Genomic DNA, 22,004 nt, shown 5'->3' with positions numbered 1-22,004 from the left:
CGTACCGTTTTGAGCAGAAAACGCGTACCGCTAAATCAGAATGAATGTACCGCTGATTTCAGAATAGGCGTACCGTTCGAGCAGAATTTGCAAACGTCTGCAAAACCACTTTCTCACCACCACATATCCTTTCATATTCACAATGAATTATTTCATTACTCTCTTACAAACATGTTACCACTTCCATTAATTTCATGCAATGCTCAATCAGCTCTTTACAGCGCCTTGTGTCAACCCATCCACAATGTAGCGTTGCGCAAAAATATAAACCAGAATAATAGGAACAATCGCCACCAGATAAGAAGCAAATGCCATATTATAATCAAATGTGTACTGTGATTTGAAATTGTACTGGAACAATGGCAGTGTCCAGGAGTCAGGAGATTTGTTTAAAATCATTAAGGACAGCTGGAAGTCATTCCAGATCCACATTGCATTTAACACAAGCACAGTAACAAGCATGGGACTGATCAGTGGAAGTACAATACGCCAATACGCTCCAAATGTTGTACATCCGTCAATCAGTGCAGCAGATTCCAGATCCTGAGGCACAGAACGTATGTAGTTCACCAATAAGAAAACTGCTTGTGGTGCAGCAAACGTAACATGTAACAGAATCAAACCAAATTGATTATTCAGATTCAAAGCAGCTGTATAATTAACAAGCGGAACCATAAGTGCCTGAAACGGAACAAAAAGTCCTGCCAGAATATACAGATAAACAAACTTAAAATACTTTTTTTTCATATTTCTCGAAATCGCATAAGCACACATCGGTGTTAGCAGCATGATCACTGCAACAGACACAACTGTGACAAAAATAGAGTTCATGAAATATCTGAGATAATTTGCTTTTTTGAATACTGACTTAAAGTTTTCCAGATATAAGCTCTTTGGAAAGGCGAAAAAGTTTTGTGTTGATTCAGCCGGAGACTTAAAAGCTGTGATCACTGTAATATACAGAGGATATAGGATCAGCAATAATCCTGCCAGCAATAGACCATATACAAGCACTTTAAACAGCACTGATTTCATTGAGATATGTTTTTTTGCTGCTTCCATAATCATTCCTCCCCTACCTGTTTACTGCTGGTCACTCTCATTGTGAAGAAAGATATTAGGCCGATCACAACAGTCAATACCATAGAAATTGTTACTGACTGGCTGTACTTGCTTTCCAGCAACGCATATTTATAAATCAGCAAACCGACTGCCTCTGTAGCTCGTCCAGGGCCTCCATCTGTCATTGCTTTAATATAGTCAAAAATAGTAAGACCTTCTTTGGTCTGCATAATAATGATCATATTGATAATTGGAATTAAAAACGGAACCGTAATGTTTTTAAACCTTTGAAAAGCACCTGCTCCATCAATTGTGGCTGCTTCATACAGTTCAGCCGGTACACTCTGAAGTCCGGCAATCAACAGCATAACTGGTACTGCACAGCCCTGCCATAAACTTACAATCAAAATTGCAACCATCGCCAGCTTTGGATTTCCCAGCATACTGGTACTCAGCCACTCGATACCAAGTTTTTGTCCGATTACCGGAATGACACGGAAAAATAATTCATTCCAGATCAATCCAACGGTGATCAAACTAAGTACTGCTGGTATAAAATATATGGATCGGAAAAAAGTAGAAAACCTTTTTATACGATTGATCATCAGTGCCACTGCCATAGAAATCACCAATGTAAAAACAACAAGCAGTACCATATATACAACATTAAATTTGATTGCATTCAGGAAACGTGTATCCTTGAAAATTTTCAGATAATTAGAAAGACCTACAATCTTATAATCGCTGCTTAATCCATTCCAGTTTGTCAAACTGTAATAAAAACCTATTGCAATGGGAATCAGAAATAAAAAAGAATACAGAAATACGATGGGGAGCGTAAACCCAATCATCCCCCAGCTGTTTTTTTTCTTATGAGGAACAACACCTTCTTGTGACATAGTAATCTCCTCCCTTTATGTTGTCGTGCATAGCAGCCCTGCCCCACAATCTTTATCCGGTTGTGAGGCAGGAGCATCTTATGTATGAGTTGTCTCTTACTCAGCTGTCAGTTCTTTCCAGATCTCATCCAATTTGTTCAGACATTTGGTTATATCTCCATCCATAACCATTTCCTGAAGCTCTGCACGCTTCTCCTGCTCAAATCCTGCCGGTGGAGCCATGGCATCAAGGACACCGTTTTTCTCAATGGACTCCATCATCATCGGAGCCTCTGGAATATCTGCCACAACACCTTTAATAGCAGACGGCGTATGATCTCTGTCTGCAAAGATCTGTGCTGCTTCTGTGCTGGTCAGATACTGCATAAAGGTATCAACAGCCTCTTTGTTATCATTTTTATTATTTCCTGCTGCAATTGCCCAGTCAACATTTAACATTTCTTTTGGATCATCGTTGTATGCCGGCCATGGGAATACTTTAAAGCTAGCATCCGGATTACTGGTCTTAAGAGAAGGCAGTGCAAAAGAACCGGACGGCATCATCATGCCTTTTCCATTAACAAAATCTGTGATTGCCTGGTCATAGCTAACAGAAATGCTGTCTGTCTGTGCGTTGTCGATTACCCATTTTGCTTTTTCCAAGCTGTCTTTTGCTACTGGATTCTGGGAATAACTGTCTTTGCCAGCCAGCATATCTTCATAAAAACCTTGGTATGTACCAATCTCTTTTGTCATAATACCTGTCCACAGGTCAGAAATGGTCCATCCTTCTTTATTGGAAAGAATAAAAGGAGTATCTCCGTTTTCTTGCATCTTATCTACTAAAGCAACCAGGTCATCCCATGTCTCCGGTACTTCGTAGCCTTTTTCTTTGAAGCGGTTTTCCTCGTAATAAATACCCAGATATGATAAGGAAATTGGTGCAATATAATTCTTTCCGTCAATCTCTGCTGATTTCAGATAGTCCGGATTAATTGTTTCTGTACATGGCTTTCCTGTTATATCAAGAACTTTTCCTTCTTTAACAAAGTTTGTAAAGTCTGCATATATTGGATAATGTGTAAATACATCCGGTAAATCATCTGCAGCCGCTCTTGTCATCAGTACAGATTCTCCATCTGGAACAGTAACCTGCTCCACATCAATATCCGGATGCTGTTTTTCAAACTCAGCAATCAAATAATCTACTGTGTCAACCGCTTCTTTTTTCATCTGGAAAAACTCAATATGTGTTACATCATCCTTCTTAGAGCTTGCTGTCTCAGTTGACTCTTTGGATGATGTCTCTTCTTTCTGAGTGCTTTCCTGACTAGATCCACATGCAGTAAGCATACCTGCGCTTAAAAGTGCCAGTGCAATTGCTGTTATTTTCTTCATCTTCATAGTGTAAAACCTCCCCATACTTATCAATTTGACTGATGTTCATGTAATCCATCGATCTCTGAAAAATCTTCCGCTTTTTTAAACTCAATGGTAGGAATTGTCTGATCCCATTGACGTGCGATTTTGGGGAAGTTAAGCGGCCTTGCCCATTTCACAGCATTAATAATAATCTGCTGGATTTCCGGAATTTCATAAGTTGGAAATGCCTCATGGCCACACCGTAAATAGAATACTTTTCCCATACCTCTGTGCCAGCAGCAGCCGGACCGGAATACTTCTCCGCCTTCAAACCAGCTGATAAATACCTGCTCGTCAGGCTGCGGGATCAAAAAGTGTTCGCCATACATTTCCTCATTAGGCAGCACGATTTTTTCAGGTAATCCTTCTGCAATCGGATGAGAAGGATCTACGATCCACATAATTTCTTTTTCCCCATCCTCTCTCCATTTAAGCCAACCGGTGTCTGTACCCATTAACTTATGGAAGATTTTTGAGTCATGTGCAGAATGTAATACAATCAGGCCCATACCTTCCATAACGATTCTATTATATACGCGCTCTACAACTTCATCACTTACTTCTCCCGGGGCAATATGGCTCCACCAGATCAGCACATCAGTCTCATTCAGCACTTCTTCTGTCAGTCCATGTTCCGGCTCCCTCAGGATAGCTGTTTTCACATCCATTCCGGCTTTCTCCAGAAATTCTGCAATGCAGCCATGGATTCCCTTTGGATACACCTTACGGATTTCCTCAAACTCTACTTCATGTATATTTTCATTCCACACCGTTACACGGATTTTATCTGTTTTCATTTTTTTCTCCCTTCTGAATTATGTATATTAAACTTCTTGCCAGTTTCCTGATTTTGCAGATTCTATTACTGCATCTATCACTTTCTGATCTTTCAGACCGTCATAAATATTCGCTGATAAGCCATCGCCTTTTTTCAGGCAGATATCTGCAAATGACTGCATCTGGTCTGCATAATACTTACTTGGAATTGGCAGCTTTGTAAACGTAGCGGCTGATGCATATGGTTCACCGATACACACTTCCAATTCGTCCACTCCAGGTGTTTCATCCAGTTTATAAATTAAAGCTCCCTTGCTGCCTGACAGTTCCAGTCTCTGGTAATTTCCTCTTCCATACCCAAACCGGGTAAATAACAGGGATGCGGAAATGTCGCCATCTAATTCAGCAAGAATGTGTGTAAAATCATCCACATCCACGGTTCCCATGCCACCTTCTACTCTGCAGCGTTCTTTTACATATGTGCCTTGATTGCCGATTACCTTTGTATAATCTTTTCCGGTTATGAATCTGACCAGATCAATTCCATGACTTCCTAAATCGCCAAGCACACCGGAGCCCGCATATTTTTTTTCATGATGCCAATACATGTGTTCATTCTGATAAGGCATGCCCCATGCCTGAGAATACTGCATATGTGCATGATAAATATCTCCAAGCTGTCCAGACTGTACCAAATCTCTGGCATAACGTGCAGCTGCTTTGAATCGATAAGAAAAGCAAACCATATGAGCCAGTCCTTTTTCCTTTGTCATCTCAGCCAGTGTATTTGCCTCTTCTGCATTCAGTCCCACAGGTTTTTCCAGATTATATGGTTTTCCTGCTTCTATTGCATATTTTGCAACAGGAAAGTGCAGATAATTCGGTGTACAGATATCTACTGCATCTACCTCCGGACAGTTGATCAAATCTTTAAAATCAGTAAAGCAATGTGCGTCATCAATTCCATACAATGCCTGTGCAGCTTTCACTGCCTCTGGATCGGTATCACAAATGGCCTTTAATTCTAAATCCGGGCATTTCTGAATACCAGGTAAATGAACACCAGTTGCGATCATACCCAATCCCACTATACCAATGCCTATCTTTTCCACTCATCTTCCTCCATATCATTTCGTTGAAATAGGTTTTTGTTTACTGTGTAATAGTAACAAATAATGTAAATTATTAATATTAATTTTATTACTTGTTTATATTATTATTTTTACCTAAAAGATAACACATGAAAAATAACCAATTTTTTTATTGTAAATAGCCATATACAAAAAAAATCCATCCAAAGATACTGCTCTTCAGATGGATTCCCTAAATTTTCAATATTCCCTTGATTTCTTTTATTTTTTCATAATATAAGTGATGGCGTCCTGGATCCTTTTTACAAACACCAGTTGAATCCCTTCTGGCTTCTCCACAGAGGTTTTGCACACTTCCGGCAGGATCACTGTGTCAAACCCCAGCTTTTTCGCTTCTTTTACCCTTTGGCCTGCCATACTCACTGCACGTACCTCTCCAGAAAGCCCGATCTCTCCAAAAGCCATCAGACCGTCAGGAATTACAATATCCTTCACGCTGGAAACAATGGCAAGGCAGATCCCCAGGTCAATGGCCGGTTCTGTCATCTTCATTCCGCCTGCAATATTCACATAGGCATCACTGGAAGCCAGATGCAGGCCAACCTTCTTCTCAAGAACTGCCATTAAAAGGTTTACCCTGTTAAAATCCGTCCCTACTGCAGTCCTTCTGGGAATCCCGAAATTGCTTTGGCATACAAGTGCCTGGATCTCTACAAGAATCGGTCTTGTCCCTTCCATGGAGCAGGCCACTACACACCCGGAAGCATTCTCAGGCCGGCCATCCAGAAGATATTCTGATGGATTGGCCACTTCCTGAAGACCTGATTCTTTCATTTCAAAAACACCGATTTCATTGGTAGAACCGAATCTGTTCTTCACTGCCCGAAGGATACGATAAGAAGCATGTCTGTCCCCTTCAAAATAAAGGACTGTATCTACCATATGCTCCAGCACACGGGGACCTGCCACATTTCCTTCTTTTGTTACATGACCTACAATAAAAATCGTGATCCCAAGCCCCTTAGCGATCTGCATCAGCACATTGGTAGACTCTCTTACCTGGGAAACACTGCCTGGGGCAGAGCCAACCTCCTCCGAAAACATGGTCTGTATCGAGTCAATGATGGCCACCTCAGGCTTCAGCCTTTCCATCACCTGACGGACGGTATCCAGATTCGTCTCACACAGAAGCTGCATTTTGTCATTAAAGATACCGATCCGATTGGCTCTCAGACGAATCTGTCCTAAGGACTCTTCTCCTGATATATACAGGACAGAATTACCATCCTGAGAAAGATTCCTGCACACCTGTAAAAGAAGGGTGGACTTTCCGATACCCGGATCTCCACCCACAAGAACCAGAGAGCCTGGCACAATACCACCGCCAAGCACTCTGTCCAATTCCCCTATTTCGGTTGTTTTTCTTTCGTCTTCGTCCAGTCGGATATCCTTCAGGAGCATTGGCTCTGCTCTGTCTGTCAGCCTGGCTGCTGCTCCGGTGCTTTTCTTGACTGTGGATACCGGCTCCTCTACAAAGGTGTTCCAGGCCTTACATCCAGGACACTGCCCCATCCATTTTGCAGACTCATATCCGCATTCCTGACAAAAAAATACAATCTTTTTATTCTTCATTCTTTTAATTCAACTTACTCATTCATCCGGTTATCGATCCGCTTATCTGATCTGAACCTGTCTCTGATTATCTCTTTACAATCTTTACAGCTACTTTTGTTGCATTACCAAGCTCTACGCTGAAAGAAAGCTTGCCGCCAAGATTGGTCTCAACAACACCTGTACTGGCATCATTAATAAAAACCTCATATCTGGTCTCAGCTTCCATCTCTACTGTGATCTGTGCGTCTTCTGCACCTTCTACAGTAAAACTCATGATACTGCCATCCTGCTTCAGGTCAAACACTGCTGTGCCTGGTACTGACTCATAAACAAACATGCCATTTCTCTCAAGCTTTGTGATCTCTTTAAATGTCTTTACTTTATACATGTCGCCCTGATGCTGATAATCTGATAATTTTGACTTCTGGCTCAGTTCATAATCTCCAAAACTGATAGTGCCATTGTCCTCTGTGCGGATCAGTTCTTTTACTACTGCCATGACTTTATGTCCTCCCTAAGACTCTTTTGTTGATCCAGCCGGTGATAAAAATACTTCTCCGGCGATGCTCTGATTATATAATAAATCCTCTTTTTTGACCAGTCTCTTAAGTGAAATATTATCCTTTTTTCACTGTAAAATGAACCTGTTTGTTTTTCATCTGTACGGAAATCAGATCCCCCTGATGAATCCTGCCTTCCAGCACCTCATTGGCCAGCGGATCCTCAATCTTTGTCTGGATTGCCCGGCGAAGAGGTCTTGCCCCATACTTACTGTCAAATCCTGATTCTGCAAGATAGTCTTTTACAGAAGCAGCTACCCGAAGGGTAATATTCATCTGCTCCTGGCACCTTTTTTCCAGTTTTTTCAGAAGAATGGAAACGATCTTCTGAATATCTTCCTTCTTCAGAGTATGGAATACCATGATCTCATCGATCCTGTTAAGAAACTCCGGTTTAAAGATCTTACGTACCTCTTCCATAACTCCGGCTTTCATCCGTTCATAATCCTTTTTTCCATCCTCGTCTGAGATAAAGCCTAATCGCTTTGGTTCAACAATAGCCTGTGCACCTGCATTGGAAGTCATAATAATAATCGTCTGTTTAAAGTCCACACGCCTGCCATGGGCATCTGTAATATGTCCGTCATCCAACACCTGAAGAAGAATGTTGAATACATCCGGATGTGCCTTCTCAATCTCGTCAAACAAGAGCACACTGTATGGATTCCTCCGAACCTTTTCGGAAAGCTGTCCACCCTCTTCATATCCTACATATCCTGGCGGGGAGCCGATCAATTTAGATACGCTGTGCTTCTCCATATATTCAGACATATCTACCCGGATCATGGCCTGCTCACTGCCAAATACCGCCTCAGCCAGTGCTTTGGACAGTTCTGTCTTACCAACCCCGGTAGGCCCAAGGAACAGAAAAGAACCAATGGGGCGATTAGGATCTTTCAGTCCTACACGTCCTCTTTTTACTGCCTGGGATACTGCCGCCACAGCTTCCTCCTGTCCAATCACCCTCTTATGGAGTTCCTTTTCCAGGCGTGCAAGACGTTTGCTTTCCCCTTCTGTCAGCTTCTGCACAGGAATCTTCGTCCACTGGGATACAATATCCGCCACCGTCTTTTCATCAACCAACAGTTGTTTTCTTCTGGCTGCCTTTTGTGCTTTTTCCTTTCGTTTTTCAAAAGAAGCTTCCAGCTCCTTCTGCTGTTTCTGGATCTCTCCCGCCTTCCCAAGATCGCCGGCCTTTACTGCATCTTCCTTCTCCTGGATCAATTCCTGTATCTGCCTTTGCATTTCTTCCAGCTCAGGAGCAGTCTGAAACCCCTGCAGCTGAACCTTTGAAGCTGCTTCATCGATCACATCAATGGCTTTGTCCGGCAGAAAACGATCCGATATATACCGGATGGACATTTCAACTGCTGCCTTAAGTGCATCATCCTGTATCTTCACCTTATGGTGGCGTTCATAATAAGGTCTCAGGCCTTTTAAGATCTCAAAAGTTTCTTCTTCTGTAGGCTCTTCTACAGTCACTGGCTGGAATCTTCTTTCAAGAGCCGCATCCTTCTCAATATATTTTCTATATTCTTCCAGAGTTGTTGCTCCGATGATCTGGATCTCTCCTCTTGAAAGAGAAGGCTTTAGGATATTGGATGCGTCCAGGGCACCTTCTGCTCCCCCTGCTCCGATAATGGTATGAAGCTCGTCAATAAACAACAGGATTCCCTGGTGCTCCCGTACCTCATCTACAACACCCCGGATTCTTTCTTCAAACTCACCTCTGTATTTGCTTCCTGCAACCATGCCGGAAAGATCCAGTACAACCACCCGTTTGTCCTTCACTGTATCCGGCACCATCCCCAGAACGATCCTTTGTGCAAGCCCCTCTGCAATGGCGGTCTTACCTACTCCTGGTTCACCTACCAGACATGGATTATTCTTAGTCCTTCTGCTTAAGATCTGGATCAGACGGCCGATCTCCTTATCCCGTCCAATCACAGGATCCAGCCTGCCTGCTGCCGCAAGCTCTGTCAGATCCCTGCTGTACTTGTCAAGGACAGGTGTGGCTGATCCATTACCAATGGAACCGGCCTTGCCTGATCCCAAATTGTCATTTTGAAGATCTCCTTCATATCCCATGGCTGTAAGCACTGCACTGTACAGCTTCTGGATGTTGATCCCAAGGGTATAAAGAAGTCTGGTGGCCACACAGTCCGTCTCCCTGAGCAGTGCAAGTAGAAGGTGCTCAGTACCTGCCGGTCCTCCCTGCATCTCCTCTGCCAGATCCAGTGCCTCCTGGATCACTCTTTCTGCACGTGGGCTGTAATGCTTTTCCCTAATCTGCACATTTCTGCTTTCAGCAGGAGGTGCAATCAACTTCTGTATCAGATCCAGCAGCTTCTTTGGCTCTACATGGAATTCCTCCAGAACTTTCCCTGCAGCACCTTCCTTCTCTGCCAAAAGCCCTACCAGGATATGCTCTGTCCCTATATATCCGTGATTAAGATCCTTAACCACATCCTCCGCCAGTGCGAGGGCATTTTCTGCCTGTCTGGTAAATCTGTTATCCATAAATGTCCTCCTGAACTTATATATATTCGTCAAAAATCTCATCAATCAGCTGATGCACTTCTTGTCTTGTTACATTTTTGCAGCTTCCCCTGGCCAGTGCAACGGTAAGCTTTTCTTTCATTTCTTCCAGTGCTTTCACTTTATCTGCATCTACACAGATCACTGCCCCTCTTCTCCTGTCAATGGATACAAAGCCTTCCTGGCGCAGCAATGCATATGCTTTGTTCACTGTATGCATATTGATCCCGATGGTATCTGCAAGCTGCCGCACAGATGGAAGTGCATCTCCATCCTTCAGTCTTGATGTAGCAATCCCCATAATGATCTGATTAGTCAGCTGCATATATATAGCTTCATCACTGTTAAAATTAATCTCTATGATCACTGCTTCTGCCTCCTGTGTTACTGTTATATCTATACTAGCACAAATCCCGGCATTTGAAAAGACTAAAAAAGAGATGCTGCATTTGGCAGCACCCCTTTTCACAGGTAAGCTTTCTTTACCGTTTCAGGATCTTATTCAGCTGTTCCTTATCAAGGATCAGGTTAATTCCCATTGGATTTACTACCATTGCCTTTGCCTGTGGAATCAGCACATCCGGCAGCTTTGCAAAGGGCACTCTGGCTGCACGCAGCTTTTTGCCCTTGGCAAATTTCTCAAACTCCATAATATCAGAGAATGCAGGCTGAAGCACATCCCCTTCTTTATTCTTCAGGAATGGGATATTTACCTTATGAGAATCCTCCGGATCCTTATCCATAGCGATCAGGAAGTCAGATTTCAGAAGGTTTGCGATCAACTCTTCTTCCAGTTCGCGCATATTCTTCCGTTCTTCCTTTTTCACAGGACGGCGAAGCTCCTGCATAAAATAAATTCCTGACAACTGAAGGGTAGAATTAAACAAAGGCCTTTTGGCAGGCTCCAGCTTGCTTAAATCTGCCTGTTTTGCAATATCCGTCAGGTCTACCTCTGTACGGTCCTCCCCATCTGCCCAGATTACAGTATTAACACCTATGGCATACAATGTTCCGTAAAATCTGGGGAAATCCTTTTTTTCGTACTTCATTCCCATCAGAAGGATTTTATCTTCCAGTTTTTTCTTTCCAAATTCTTTAATGCCTTCTTCTGTGGAAAATACCCATGCCTGGTCATTAAAGCTTTCCTCATCACAGGTAACATATGGAAGCTTTGTAGCCTGTGAATAAGCTACAAATACAACGTCCCTATTCTGCAGTTGTTTCACTGCATCTGCTTTGTTTCCCATTTCTTATCCTTTCCGGCAGTGTTTTGCACACTGCTTATCTTACCATAAATTCTACAATCTTATCCATCTCTTCCAGCTGGTCTGCTTTTAATGCAGACTTCACAGAGAGACATGGCTCCATGATCTCCATATTCTTCATCTGGGACAGCATCTCACGAATCTGCTTCCCGGCTGTGGCAGCCCATGTACCATTATCAAACACAGCCACCTTACGATTCTGGAAATTGTGAGCTTTCAGTTCATGAAGAAGTGTTTCCATCTTAGGGAATATACCTCCATTGTAGGTAGGGCATGCAAATATGATCCTGTCACAACGAAATGCTTCAGACAGCAGATAAGAAGGATCTGTAACAGAAACATCATACATTGCAATATTCTTCTCCCCTGCATCAGCCAGCTTACCGGCAAGGACAGCAGCTGCATTCTCTGTATTTCCGTAGATAGAGCCATAAAGAACCAGCACATTATGATCCTCTGGTGTATATGTGCTCCACTTCTGGTATTTGTCAATAAACCAGCCAAGATTTTCTCTCCAGACCGGGCCATGAAGCGGACAGAGCATCTGGATATCCAGGGTAAGAGCTTTCTTTAATGCAGCCTGCACCTGTGCACCGTATTTTCCCACAATATTAGTCAGATATCGTCTTGCATCCTCCAGCCACTGGTTTTCAAAGTCTACCTCATCAGCAAAAATATTACCATTTAAAGCTCCGAAAGTACCAAATGCATCTGCACTGAACAGTACTTTGTCGTATGCGTCATATGTAACCATTGCCTCCGGCCAGTGAACCATAGGGATCATAGCAAAAAACAAGGTATGCTTTCCTGTGATTAAGGTATCTCCCTCTTTGATCATAACAGCACGGCTGTCTACATTAAGATCAAAGAACTGGCGGATCATACCAAAGGTCTTTGTATTTCCTACGATCTTCACTTCCGGATAACGAAGTACAATATCAGCGATCAGTGCACAGTGATCTGGTTCCATATGATTCACAATCAGATAGTCCAGGCTGCGCCCTGCCAGCACATGCTCCAGATTCTCCAGGAACTGTCCGCTTACAGATCTGTCCACTGTATCCAGAAGTACAGTTTTCTCATCCAGAAGCACATAAGAATTATAAGAAACCCCTCTTGGGATCGGATACATATTTTCAAACAAGGCCAGTCTTCTGTCGCTGGCACCTACCCAGTATAAATCTTCTGTAACTTTCTTAGTACAATACATCCCCATTCGCTCCTTTATGCCTCGTCAATGGCCTTTCCAATGTCATGACGCATATACTTGTTGGCAAACTGAATCCATTCTGTCGCTTCATAAGCATTCTTTCTGGCTTCCTTCAGGTCTTTTCCTTTTGCTGTAATGCCCAGCACACGGCCTCCGTTGGTTACGATCTGTCCATCTTTAAAGGCTGTACCTGCATGGAAACAATAGTATCCGTCTTTGTCCTTAAAATTCTCAAAGCCCTGGATTGGAATTCCTTTTTCATATTTTACAGGATAGCCCTCACTTGCCAGAACCACACATACTGCTGCATTGTCTTCAAACTGCAGATCTACCTGATCAAGAGTACCATTAATGCAGGCTTCCATCACCTCAATGATATCATTTTTCATTCTGGGCAGTACCACCTGGGCTTCCGGATCTCCGAATCTGGCATTATATTCCAGTACCTTTGGCCCATCCTCTGTAAGCATAAGACCAAAGAAAATAATGCCTTTAAATTCCCGGCCTTCTTTTGCCATAGCATCTACAGTTGCCTGATAAATATATTTTCTGCAGAATGCATCTACTTCATCTGTGTAAAACGGACTTGGTGAAAAAGTGCCCATGCCGCCTGTATTCAGTCCCTGATCCCCGTCACAGGCTCTCTTGTGATCCTGTGCAGAAGTCATAGTCTTAATAGTCTTGCCATCTACAAAGGACAAAACAGATACCTCACGGCCTGTCATAAACTCTTCGATCACCATGGTATTGCCTGCATTGCCAAATTTCTTATCTTCCATGATCTCACGCACACCGGCCTCAGCTTCTGTCAGATCCTGGCAGATCAGTACACCCTTTCCAAGTGCCAGTCCGTCTGCTTTCAGTACAATAGGGAATTTTGCCTGCGTTTTCAAATAATCCAATGCTTTCTTCGGATCATCAAAATTCTCATATGCAGCTGTAGGAATATGATATTTCTTCATCAGATCCTTTGAAAAAGCCTTGGAGCCTTCCAGGATTGCAGCATTCTTCCTTGGTCCGAACACTGCCAGTCCTCTTTTTTCAAAAACATCCACGATACCGCCAACCAGCGGATCATCCATTCCAACAATAGTCAGACCGATCTGATTCTCCTGTGCGAAATCAGCCAGTTTTTCAAACTCCATAGCTCCAATGGAAACACACTCTGCCAGTTCTGCGATCCCTGCATTTCCTGGCGCACAGTAAATCTTATCTACCTTTGGACTTTTTGCCACGCTACTGGCAATGGCATGCTCTCTTCCGCCGCTTCCAACGATTAATACCTTCATTGCATCCTCCTGTTGTCCCTTTGGGACACTGTTTCTTCTGTCTGCTTATTATTCACTGATGGTTACAATTCCGTTCTCCACTGTGACCCTGCCATTTGCGATCAGCTGGATGGCCTTTGGAAGAAGCTTCCATTCAGCCCGCTCCATAACTCTTCGCTGAAGTGTCTTCGGTGTATCGTCCGGTTCAATATCCACTGCTTTCTGCAGGATGATAGGGCCGGTATCGGTACCTGTATCTACAAAATGAACTGTAGCGCCGGTAACCTTTACCCCTCTTTTCAAAGCTTCTTCATGCACATGAAGGCCGTAATAGCCAACACCACAGAAAGAAGGGATCAAAGATGGATGGATGTTAATGATTCTGTTAGGGAATGCTTCCACAATAGAAGATGGAATGGCCACAAGGAATCCTGCCAGAACCACAAGATCGATCTTAGCTTCCTGAAGCGTTCTAAGAAGTGCCTGGTGAAAGTCCTCTCTTGTATCATAATCTTTTGGGGAAATGCATACCGCAGGGATCTGGTGATCCTTGGCACGCTTCAATGCATATGCCCCTGCATTGTTGCTGACCACCAGTGCCACCTGGGCATTGGTGATCTTCCCTGCATCCTGAGCATCCAGGATCGCCTGAAGGTTGGTGCCGCCTCCGGATACCAGAACGCCTACCTTCAGCATAATGTTACTCCTTTTTCGCCAGCTTCAATATGGCCTACTACATATGGCTGTTCTCCCGCTTCTTTGATAGCTGCTACCGTCTTATCCACATCTTCCGGTGCTACAGCCACAACCATGCCAAGTCCCATATTATATGTATTATACATCATCTGCTCTTCAATACCGCCTGTACGTGCAAGAAGACTGAAAATCGGCGGTACAGGATAGCTGTCTTTTTTGATCACTGCACGTGTACCCTCTTTCAGCATACGGGGAACATTCTCATAAAAACCGCCGCCTGTGATGTGGCTGCATGCATGTACACGAACGCCAGCATTCTTAATACTCTTTAATGCTTTTACATAGATCTTGGTAGGAGCGATCAAAGCCTTTCCAAGAGTGGTGCCAAGCTCATCATAATAGGTATCCAGAGATTCTTTTGTCATGTCAAATACTTTACGCACAAGAGAAAAACCATTGCTGTGAACGCCTGAGGATGCCATACCGATCAGTACATCTCCTGCATTTAATGCTTCTCCTGTGATCAGATCTTTTTTATCTACAACACCTACAGCAAAACCTGCAAGGTCATATTCATCTACAGGATAAAATCCAGGCATTTCTGCTGTCTCACCGCCGATAAGAGCAGCATTTGACTGCTGACAGCCATCTGCAACACCTTTCACGATCTGTGCGATCTTTTCCGGATAGTTCTTGCCACAGGCAATATAATCCAGGAAGAACAGTGGCTCCCCGCCTGCACAGGCAATATCATTTACACACATGGCAACACAGTCAATGCCAACGGTATCATGCTGATCCATGATAAATGCCAGTTTTAACTTGGTACCTACGCCGTCTGTACCGGATACCAGAGTAGGCTCCTCCATATCCTTGAAAGCGTTCATGGAAAAGGCACCTGAAAAACCGCCGATTCCTCCAAGCACTTCCGGGCGCATTGTCTTTGCAATATGCTGTTTCATCAGCTCTACAGACTTGTACCCTGCCTCAATATCTACTCCTGCGTTCTTGTAATCCATTTTTCTCTTCCTCCCAGATTAATATTCTTTACATCCTACTTCCTGAAGTCTTGCGTCCTTTGCTTCTACCTGGCTCTTTAACTCCTGACTGTATGCTTTCAGCTTATCTAAAAGCTGTGGATCTGATGTAGCAAGGATCTTCGCAGCCAGAAGGCCCGCATTTGCGCCGCCGTTAATAGCAACGGTTGCTACCGGAATGCCGGAAGGCATCTGTACGATAGAGTACAGGGAATCCCTGCCTCCAAGAGATGTGGTATGCATCGGAATACCAATGACCGGCATAGGGAATATGGCAGCACACATTCCCGGAAGATGGGCTGCCATTCCTGCTCCTGCAATAATGACCTTAAATCCTTTTTCCTCTGCGGATTTTGCATAATCAAAAAACACATCCGGTTCCCTGTGTGCGGAAATGATTCTCATCTCATAATCAATTCCCAGTTTTTCCAGAATATCAGCTGCCTTTTTCATGACAGACATATCTGAATCACTACCCATTACAATTCCTACTTTTGACATGATCTTCTCCTCTCAGCCTTTCTAACCGTAAATTCTACTAAGAATCCCTTTTTCTGTCAACCAGGAAAAGGGATTCTTTGTATTTGTCAATGAAATGGCTCATTCAGCATTTCTGTTCCTTCCAGAACAAAACGGCCGTCTTCAATGATAGAAACCATATCACCATCATCCTGGATCACCCGGATACTGCCCAGTTCCTCATAAGGGATGGTAATATCTGTGTGACAGCCATAATATGCCAGTGATACATCATCTTTACGCATTTCTGAAATTTCATTATCCCTTGCTATAATCTCTTTTCCATCCGGATTATACACCGGTGTATCCTCTGCCCAGCTATAACAGGTATCCCCCACTGCAAAATGAGGTCCCATTTTCTCTGCGATCAGAATAGGAAGCTTGTCCTCAATCCCGTATTTTCTGGCAGCTACGTAAGCAGTGGTATTAGTACCAATAGCAAACTCACCCATAGCAAGCTTGGGATGATGAAACAGGATGTTGTCCTCTATATATTTTCTGTTGTCTTCTTCATTCTCAAAATTACTGCAGGTATAATCGATCACCTGGCCACAATCAAAGACCAGCTTCAGGTCACGGAACTGCAGTCCATTCAGATAAACCTTAGTCACATGAAGGATCCCACCGGTTCCTGCAAGCACAGGAGAAGTAAACACTTCACCTACAGGAATATTCACATCAGCCACACAATTTTCAAAGTTGGTCTGTGTTTTTGGATCTGTAAGTTTATGAAGATGGATCAGGAGATCTGTCTCATTGTCTCCCTTCCCCTTAATCTCCACCCACTCACAGGTATCCAGAGTGTCTATGATCTTCTGCTGCACCTTCTGGTAAGCCTGATAGTCAAGAGTATTGATCTTTACAATCTCTCTGAAAATGTCAGGATAATCAGTACCGATCTCTGGTACCGGATAGGCAATGATCGTAAAGCTGCGTTCGTCTCCGTGGATATAGCGGTTTACGATCTGCCCGGACTCATTGGTCAATTCCAGATCCAGCTTATGCTGTGCCTCACTAAGACTCCATGCTTCCGGCTTGCTTTCCGGTGAAAAAGGTGCTTCTCCAAAGGTCTCGATCACTGCTGGACCTCCGTGCACTGCTGCCAGATCCTTATACTGTTCATATGCATTCTGGAGTGCCCGCAGCCTTTTCTGAAGGTACTCCCCATCAAGAAACAGTGCATAATCCTGTCTGTGATCATAATCATACTGAGGATTAATGACCCCGCCGGTATATCCGATCCGGCTGCTGCCTCTTTTACAGGCAACATGAGGCGTGTGACGATAGATCACAGGCTCCAACCCCATCTTGCGGAACTGTAAAATTGCAGAACGTACCATTCTTTCAAATCCAAGATTGTACCGGATATTTACGGTTTTCTTTTTGGTAATATCTTTTCTTCCATTAATAAAACCGATCCTGTATCCTTCTGTATAAGTTCTTGCCATTGCATCGATCTCTTCCTGAGGAAGGGTATTCAAAAATCTGGCACTGCCCAGCTCGTTTTCGGAAATATATTCTCCGAATCTGTAAAGATAAGACAAATCTGAAAGGTCTGCTTCCATGATGATCTTTACTGCAAAATCCATTTCCGGATCCAGGGAACTGCGTACATGGTGCTCCATCATATCCTGGCAGTAATCATTTACATAGGAATACAAAATCCTTCGAACCACTTTTTCTTCCGGTATTTCTTCCTGGTCAAAAGCGGAATATACTTCCAGGAATAATTCCAAAGCCACTGTCATCTCCCAAAGATCCTTCTCATGGGCATAAACAATAGCTCCTCTTAATTCTCCATAAAGAAAAGTGAAATCCCTGCCATATTCTCCCAGCATTTTCTTTGCATAGGACGGGTTTCCATAGCTTACATTGTAATTATCACCTGAAATATCCTGATATAGCATCCGGTTTCTTTCTTTTAATGCTTCAAAAGAAAGGCCATCTCCTTTATCATCCATGATCTGTATGGTCTTTATAAGAAAATCTGCTGCCTTCTGAAAAAAATCCAGATATGGCTGTGCCACAGCCTGTTCTCCCGGTATCTGGGAAACTCTCATTTTGGCCAACTCATATCTTTCTATCATCCACTCGTCCAACTTTTAACTCCTATCGTCTATGATATTTCCTTTATTAATATTCTCCTGGATCAGTTCCTGCATATATTCCCAGATCTTTGCTGATCCATCTCCTGTAATACGGTTTCTTTTATAGATCTGGCTTCTTTTTACTTTATGTTCCTTCCAGCTGATCCCACCGGCTGCATGATTTAAAAATAAAGGCAGACTGTTATCCAGCACATGGGCAAATTTGGATTCCGGTGTATTGCAGGCTTCAAATTCATCCCACAGCCCTCGCATCCATGTGCCCTGTTCCTTAGGAAGAATACCGAAGATCCGGTCAGCTGCTGCTTTTTCTCTTTTTTCCTTGGTAAGAGCCCCAGCCTCATCATATGCATAAGTATCTCCTGCATCGATCTCTACCAGATCATGGGTCAGAACCATAGGCACCACTCGTGTCACATCCACTTTTTCATTGGAGTATTCACTGAGGATAAGCGCCATCATAGCCAAATGCCAGGAATGATCGGCGTCATTCTCTCTTGCTGATCCGTCTGCCAGATAATTCTGCCGCAGGATCTCCTTCATTTTATCAATCTCAAGAATAAAATCTATCTGTTCTTTTAATCTGTCATCCATACTGATCATTATACTCCTGTCAGATAAATTCCAAGCCAGAGAATCATAATAATCCCGTTTGTGATGGATCCGATAATGCTTGTCTTATGGCCTTTGCCAGCCTCTGAAAAGCTGAGTAGTCCCATGATAAATCCATAAATAGACAAAAGTGCTGCAAATAAACATACTCCGCCAGTTACAAATCCATACTGACCTTCCAGAAGAAAAGCTGCAGTCACTGCCCCACAAAACAGGATCAGGGAGATCACTGCCATAGTAACAGAGACCTTCCCTTTTCCAGCTTCCTTTTTCTTTGTAAATGAATATCTATATCTTCTTGCCATAGTATTTTCTCCTGATATGATTGCAGATCAGGAAGCACCCATAGCCTACCGCTGATCCAAGTGTGTTCAGAATAAGATCATCCACATCAAAGCAGCCCACTTTTGTCACCAGCTGGATCAGTTCCACTGTCAGACTTATGGAAAATCCCGAAAAAATAATAAGAAAACCGCTTCTCATACGGTTTGTGATCACAGGAAGGATAAATCCATAAGGGATAAAACCGATCACATTTCCAAATATATTGGTAAACAATGCAAAAGTACCCAGCTGCCTGCGATAAACCCAGAATCTGCGAATTTCCACAAACGGTATAAGATTATACCGGTATATCCGTTCTGCGTCTGCAACTCTGCCGTAAGACTCAGAAAAGAACAGGAAGTATATCAGCAGGATCACATATATTCCAAATAGAATGACCCCGCCTTGTCTGATCATACGCTTTGTTTCATTTTTCAATATTATCCCCTGCCTAAAAGTCCTGCCTGAAATTTGTATTACAGCAGGATTTCTGATTTTCTTTTCAGAAGCCTTGCGCCATTAATGATCATCAGAACTCCGGTAACAACCCCCGCTATTGCAGCAATAATACCAAGAATCAGACTGGAAACCCCTGTAGCAGACATAGTCTTATATATTTTTTCATTCATGGTCAAAACCTCCTTTTATTCTGCGCCATACTGCTGATAATATGCGTCAATGGAAGCTTTCAATGTATCATCAATGATCACTTTTCCTTTATATTCTTTATTGTACAGATGCTCTACCACCTCTGCCATAGTAACAATGGCAGTTGTTTCAAGTCCATATTTCTCCTGGATCTCCTTTAAAGCACTTTTTGTTCCCTGACCACGTTCCATGCGGTCTACAGATACAACCAGACCGATGGGATTTACATCGCCCTGTGCCTTGATAATAGGAAGTGTTTCCTGGATAGATGTGCCTGCAGTAGTAACATCCTCAATGATCACCACCTTGTCCCCATCCTGGATCGGACTGCCAAGAAGGATTCCTTTATCTCCATGATCCTTTACCTCTTTACGGTTTGAACAATAACGGATATCCTTCCCGTATTCTTCGCTAATAGCCATAGTAGCTGCTACTGTAAGGGGAATTCCCTTATAAGCAGGCCCGAACAGTACATCAAAATCCAGTCCGAACTTGTTATTGATGGCTTTTGCATAATACTCTCCCAGCTTGCGAAGCTGTGCACCTGTTCTATAAAATCCGGTATTTACAAAGAAAGGGGTCTTTCTTCCTGATTTTGTAACAAAATCTCCGAATTTCAGCACATTGCAATCAATCATAAATTCAATAAATTCCTGTTTATATCTTTCCATAGCAATCTGATTCCTCCATATTATTCTACACATCCAATGATCTCACCAAGATCCTGGATCTTCTGTTTTTCCATAAATGCCTGTATCCCTTCTGCGATCTGGATCGTAGCATAAGGGTTAAAGAAATTAGCAGTACCTACCGATACGGCAGTTGCACCTGCCATCAGAAACTCAATGGCATCCTCTGCTGTGGCGATCCCTCCCATACCGATCACTGGGATCTTTACTGCATGGGCTGCCTGATATACCATACGTACAGCCACAGGCTTTACTGCAGGGCCAGACATACCGCCGGTCTTATTAGCCAGGGCAAATGTACGCCGGTTAATATCGATCTTCATGCCTGTCAGTGTATTGATCAGGGATATTACATCTGCGCCCCCTGCTTCTGCTGCTTTTGCCATTACCGTAATATCTGTTACGTTAGGACTCAGCTTCATGATCACAGGCTGGGCAGCATATTTCTTCACTTCTTTTGTAATAGCTTCCAAAGCCTTTGGATCCTGCCCGAAAGCAATGCCGCCTTCCTTCACATTGGGGCAGGAAACATTGATTTCCAACATATCCACCGGCTCACTGGCCAGCCGTTCCACTACTTGGCAGTAATCTTCCACAGACCTGCCACATACATTTACAATAATCTTTGTATCATAATTCTTAAGGAATGGGATATCCCGCTCACAGAAAACATCGATTCCTGGATTCTGAAGGCCTATGGCATTCAGCATGCCGCCACAAGTCTCTGTTACCCTCGGCACCGGATTCCCTGGCCAGGGCACATTTGCCACTCCCTTGGTCACCACTGCCCCAAGCTTGTTCAGATCCACAAACTCACTGTATTCACTGCCGGATCCGAATGTTCCGGAGGCAGTCATTACAGGATTTTTAAGTTCCACCCCAGCCAGAGTCACTTTTGTATTGATCATAATTCTACCTCCGTACTGAGAAATACAGGTCCATCTTTGCATACCCGCTTATTATGCACATGGGAATGGTCATCCACTTCTGTAGACTGGCATACACAGCCAAGACATGCTCCTACACCACAGGCCATACGTTCTTCCATGGAAATCCAGCAGGGAATCTGATGCTCCAGCGCGTACGCTTTAATAGCTCGAAGCATAGGCTTTGGTCCACAAGCAAAGATCACATCTGCTGCAAGCTGCTCTTCTCTGACAGTATCCAGAACATTTCCTTTGGTACCGGCAGAGCCATCCTCTGTAGCCACGTAAACCTTTCCATAATCTTGAAACTCTTTATCAAGAAACAGCTGATCCCTGTATCCCAGTACAGCTGTCACATCTGCCTCTGTCTCTTTTGCAGTCTGAAGCATAGGTGGGATCCCGATACCACCGCCCATAAGCAGAACTTTTTTCCCTTTTGCTTCCCCAAGGGGAAAACCATTGCCAAGAGGCCCAAGTACAGGAATGGTATCTCCTGGCTGTAATCTGGAAAACTCTTCTGTACCAGTACCTTGTCCTGTTACTCTGTAAACAAGTCTTAGCCTGCCCTTTTCCCTGTCGATCTGACACAGACTGATTGGTCTTGGCAGAAGCTTACTCTGATCTTTACAATACAGGGATACAAACTGCCCTGGTACTGCTTCCGAAGCAATCTCTTCTGTCTGGATCCACAAGCTGTATATATCTGTTCCTATGCATTCCTGGTCGACTACTGTACAGATTTCTTTTGTCTTTTTACTCATAT

23 protein-coding genes are annotated in these 22,004 nt (G+C 43.4%); all 23 read right to left on the bottom strand.

Annotation, left to right across the window (positions count from 1 at the left end; translation table 11 throughout):
- Window positions 1–207: 207 nt before the first annotated feature.
- The 23 genes from OCV61_RS03450 to OCV61_RS03340 all read right to left on the bottom strand — a co-directional run bounded on the left by OCV61_RS03450 (window position 208) and on the right by OCV61_RS03340 (window position 22,002).
- Window positions 208–1,062 carry a carbohydrate ABC transporter permease gene (locus OCV61_RS03450; protein WP_262582656.1) on the bottom strand — a complete coding sequence of 285 codons (855 nt, stop codon included), beginning with the start codon at window positions 1,060–1,062 and terminating at the stop codon, window positions 208–210.
- A gap of 2 nt (window positions 1,063–1,064) precedes the next feature.
- Window positions 1,065–1,961, bottom strand: a complete 897-nt coding sequence (locus tag OCV61_RS03445) for a carbohydrate ABC transporter permease (protein ID WP_262582655.1) — start codon at window positions 1,959–1,961, stop codon at window positions 1,065–1,067.
- A gap of 96 nt (window positions 1,962–2,057) precedes the next feature.
- Window positions 2,058–3,344, bottom strand: coding sequence for an ABC transporter substrate-binding protein (locus OCV61_RS03440; RefSeq protein WP_262582654.1), 1,287 nt, complete (start codon window positions 3,342–3,344; stop codon window positions 2,058–2,060).
- A 23-nt stretch (window positions 3,345–3,367) separates the two neighbouring features.
- Window positions 3,368–4,159, bottom strand: a complete 792-nt coding sequence (locus OCV61_RS03435) for a ThuA domain-containing protein (protein WP_158420685.1) — start codon at window positions 4,157–4,159, stop codon at window positions 3,368–3,370.
- 27 nt (window positions 4,160–4,186) lie between these two features.
- A complete protein-coding gene (locus OCV61_RS03430) occupies window positions 4,187–5,251 on the bottom strand; it encodes a Gfo/Idh/MocA family protein (RefSeq protein WP_158420684.1) in 1,065 nt (354 codons plus the stop codon).
- 240 nt (window positions 5,252–5,491) lie between these two features.
- Entirely contained in the window at window positions 5,492–6,862 is a 1,371-nt protein-coding gene (gene radA / locus OCV61_RS03425; RefSeq protein WP_158420683.1) for a DNA repair protein RadA, read from the bottom strand.
- Between the two features lie 67 nt (window positions 6,863–6,929).
- Entirely contained in the window at window positions 6,930–7,343 is a 414-nt protein-coding gene (locus OCV61_RS03420) for an endosialidase (protein WP_158420682.1), read from the bottom strand.
- 118 nt (window positions 7,344–7,461) lie between these two features.
- Window positions 7,462–9,924: an ATP-dependent Clp protease ATP-binding subunit gene (locus OCV61_RS03415; RefSeq protein ID WP_158420681.1), complete on the bottom strand. Its 2,463-nt coding sequence runs from the start codon at window positions 9,922–9,924 to the stop codon at window positions 7,462–7,464.
- Window positions 9,925–9,940: 16 nt separating this feature from the next.
- On the bottom strand, window positions 9,941–10,309 hold the full coding sequence (locus OCV61_RS03410; protein WP_158420680.1) for a GntR family transcriptional regulator: 369 nt from the start codon (window positions 10,307–10,309) through the stop codon (window positions 9,941–9,943).
- A 115-nt stretch (window positions 10,310–10,424) separates the two neighbouring features.
- Window positions 10,425–11,189, bottom strand: a complete 765-nt coding sequence (locus tag OCV61_RS03405) for an SseB family protein (protein ID WP_158420679.1) — start codon at window positions 11,187–11,189, stop codon at window positions 10,425–10,427.
- A gap of 34 nt (window positions 11,190–11,223) precedes the next feature.
- Window positions 11,224–12,417, bottom strand: a complete 1,194-nt coding sequence (locus OCV61_RS03400) for an FprA family A-type flavoprotein (RefSeq protein ID WP_158420678.1) — start codon at window positions 12,415–12,417, stop codon at window positions 11,224–11,226.
- A 14-nt stretch (window positions 12,418–12,431) separates the two neighbouring features.
- Complete coding sequence (gene purD / locus OCV61_RS03395; RefSeq protein ID WP_158420677.1) at window positions 12,432–13,706, bottom strand: phosphoribosylamine--glycine ligase; 1,275 nt, start codon at window positions 13,704–13,706, stop codon at window positions 12,432–12,434.
- A gap of 48 nt (window positions 13,707–13,754) precedes the next feature.
- Window positions 13,755–14,381 (bottom strand): phosphoribosylglycinamide formyltransferase, encoded by a 627-nt coding sequence (gene purN, locus OCV61_RS03390; protein WP_158420676.1) that lies wholly within the window; start codon window positions 14,379–14,381, stop codon window positions 13,755–13,757.
- Window positions 14,375–15,400, bottom strand: coding sequence for a phosphoribosylformylglycinamidine cyclo-ligase (purM, locus tag OCV61_RS03385; RefSeq protein WP_158420675.1), 1,026 nt, complete (start codon window positions 15,398–15,400; stop codon window positions 14,375–14,377). Before purM ends, purN begins: the two co-directional genes overlap by 7 nt.
- A gap of 18 nt (window positions 15,401–15,418) precedes the next feature.
- Window positions 15,419–15,919 carry a 5-(carboxyamino)imidazole ribonucleotide mutase gene (gene purE, locus OCV61_RS03380; RefSeq protein ID WP_158420674.1) on the bottom strand — a complete coding sequence of 167 codons (501 nt, stop codon included), beginning with the start codon at window positions 15,917–15,919 and terminating at the stop codon, window positions 15,419–15,421.
- A gap of 86 nt (window positions 15,920–16,005) precedes the next feature.
- Window positions 16,006–18,024, bottom strand: coding sequence for an aminopeptidase (locus tag OCV61_RS03375; protein ID WP_158420696.1), 2,019 nt, complete (start codon window positions 18,022–18,024; stop codon window positions 16,006–16,008).
- A 15-nt stretch (window positions 18,025–18,039) separates the two neighbouring features.
- A complete protein-coding gene (locus OCV61_RS03370) occupies window positions 18,040–18,645 on the bottom strand; it encodes an HD domain-containing protein (protein WP_158420673.1) in 606 nt (201 codons plus the stop codon).
- Window positions 18,645–18,959 carry a hypothetical protein gene (locus OCV61_RS03365; RefSeq protein WP_158420672.1) on the bottom strand — a complete coding sequence of 105 codons (315 nt, stop codon included), beginning with the start codon at window positions 18,957–18,959 and terminating at the stop codon, window positions 18,645–18,647. Before OCV61_RS03365 ends, OCV61_RS03370 begins: the two co-directional genes overlap by 1 nt.
- Window positions 18,943–19,416 (bottom strand): VanZ family protein, encoded by a 474-nt coding sequence (locus OCV61_RS03360; protein WP_262582652.1) that lies wholly within the window; start codon window positions 19,414–19,416, stop codon window positions 18,943–18,945. The genes OCV61_RS03365 and OCV61_RS03360 overlap by 17 nt, the downstream gene beginning before the upstream one ends.
- Window positions 19,417–19,454: 38 nt before the next feature.
- Entirely contained in the window at window positions 19,455–19,607 is a 153-nt protein-coding gene (locus OCV61_RS03355) for a hypothetical protein (RefSeq protein WP_262582651.1), read from the bottom strand.
- A gap of 15 nt (window positions 19,608–19,622) precedes the next feature.
- The gene (gene pyrE / locus OCV61_RS03350) at window positions 19,623–20,297 is read right to left on the bottom strand and encodes an orotate phosphoribosyltransferase (protein WP_158420670.1); all 675 of its coding nucleotides are present in this window, start codon (window positions 20,295–20,297) and stop codon (window positions 19,623–19,625) included.
- Between the two features lie 20 nt (window positions 20,298–20,317).
- Window positions 20,318–21,223, bottom strand: coding sequence for a dihydroorotate dehydrogenase (locus OCV61_RS03345; RefSeq protein ID WP_158420669.1), 906 nt, complete (start codon window positions 21,221–21,223; stop codon window positions 20,318–20,320).
- The gene (locus OCV61_RS03340; protein WP_158420668.1) at window positions 21,220–22,002 is read right to left on the bottom strand and encodes a dihydroorotate dehydrogenase electron transfer subunit; all 783 of its coding nucleotides are present in this window, start codon (window positions 22,000–22,002) and stop codon (window positions 21,220–21,222) included. The genes OCV61_RS03345 and OCV61_RS03340 overlap by 4 nt, the downstream gene beginning before the upstream one ends.
- Window positions 22,003–22,004: the final 2 nt, after the last annotated feature.

It is taken from the genome of Blautia ammoniilytica (assembly GCF_025566965.1).
In the GTDB taxonomy this organism is placed as follows: domain Bacteria; phylum Bacillota; class Clostridia; order Lachnospirales; family Lachnospiraceae; genus Blautia_A; species Blautia_A ammoniilytica.
Note: the sequence above shows the minus strand (reverse complement) of the source record. Positions and strands in the feature narration are given on the sequence as shown.

What these genes read in the sequence shown, in the direction of transcription:
- OCV61_RS03450 (WP_262582656.1), bottom strand. Translation starts at nt 1,062, where the DNA reads ATGGAAGCAGCAAAAAAACATATCTCAATGAAATCAGTGCTGTTTAAA.
- OCV61_RS03445 (WP_262582655.1), bottom strand. Translation starts at nt 1,961, where the DNA reads ATGTCACAAGAAGGTGTTGTTCCTCATAAGAAAAAAAACAGCTGGGGG.
- OCV61_RS03440 (WP_262582654.1), bottom strand. Translation starts at nt 3,344, where the DNA reads ATGAAGATGAAGAAAATAACAGCAATTGCACTGGCACTTTTAAGCGCA.
- OCV61_RS03435 (WP_158420685.1), bottom strand. Translation starts at nt 4,159, where the DNA reads ATGAAAACAGATAAAATCCGTGTAACGGTGTGGAATGAAAATATACAT.
- radA (WP_158420683.1), bottom strand. Translation starts at nt 6,862, where the DNA reads ATGAAGAATAAAAAGATTGTATTTTTTTGTCAGGAATGCGGATATGAG.
- OCV61_RS03420 (WP_158420682.1), bottom strand. Translation starts at nt 7,343, where the DNA reads ATGGCAGTAGTAAAAGAACTGATCCGCACAGAGGACAATGGCACTATC.
- OCV61_RS03415 (WP_158420681.1), bottom strand. Translation starts at nt 9,924, where the DNA reads ATGGATAACAGATTTACCAGACAGGCAGAAAATGCCCTCGCACTGGCG.
- OCV61_RS03405 (WP_158420679.1), bottom strand. Translation starts at nt 11,189, where the DNA reads ATGGGAAACAAAGCAGATGCAGTGAAACAACTGCAGAATAGGGACGTT.
- OCV61_RS03400 (WP_158420678.1), bottom strand. Translation starts at nt 12,417, where the DNA reads ATGTATTGTACTAAGAAAGTTACAGAAGATTTATACTGGGTAGGTGCC.
- purD (WP_158420677.1), bottom strand. Translation starts at nt 13,706, where the DNA reads ATGAAGGTATTAATCGTTGGAAGCGGCGGAAGAGAGCATGCCATTGCC.
- purN (WP_158420676.1), bottom strand. Translation starts at nt 14,381, where the DNA reads ATGCTGAAGGTAGGCGTTCTGGTATCCGGAGGCGGCACCAACCTTCAG.
- purM (WP_158420675.1), bottom strand. Translation starts at nt 15,400, where the DNA reads ATGGATTACAAGAACGCAGGAGTAGATATTGAGGCAGGGTACAAGTCT.
- purE (WP_158420674.1), bottom strand. Translation starts at nt 15,919, where the DNA reads ATGTCAAAAGTAGGAATTGTAATGGGTAGTGATTCAGATATGTCTGTC.
- OCV61_RS03375 (WP_158420696.1), bottom strand. Translation starts at nt 18,024, where the DNA reads ATGATAGAAAGATATGAGTTGGCCAAAATGAGAGTTTCCCAGATACCG.
- OCV61_RS03370 (WP_158420673.1), bottom strand. Translation starts at nt 18,645, where the DNA reads ATGATCAGTATGGATGACAGATTAAAAGAACAGATAGATTTTATTCTT.
- OCV61_RS03365 (WP_158420672.1), bottom strand. Translation starts at nt 18,959, where the DNA reads ATGGCAAGAAGATATAGATATTCATTTACAAAGAAAAAGGAAGCTGGA.
- OCV61_RS03355 (WP_262582651.1), bottom strand. Translation starts at nt 19,607, where the DNA reads ATGAATGAAAAAATATATAAGACTATGTCTGCTACAGGGGTTTCCAGT.
- pyrE (WP_158420670.1), bottom strand. Translation starts at nt 20,297, where the DNA reads ATGGAAAGATATAAACAGGAATTTATTGAATTTATGATTGATTGCAAT.
- OCV61_RS03345 (WP_158420669.1), bottom strand. Translation starts at nt 21,223, where the DNA reads ATGATCAATACAAAAGTGACTCTGGCTGGGGTGGAACTTAAAAATCCT.
- OCV61_RS03340 (WP_158420668.1), bottom strand. Translation starts at nt 22,002, where the DNA reads ATGAGTAAAAAGACAAAAGAAATCTGTACAGTAGTCGACCAGGAATGC.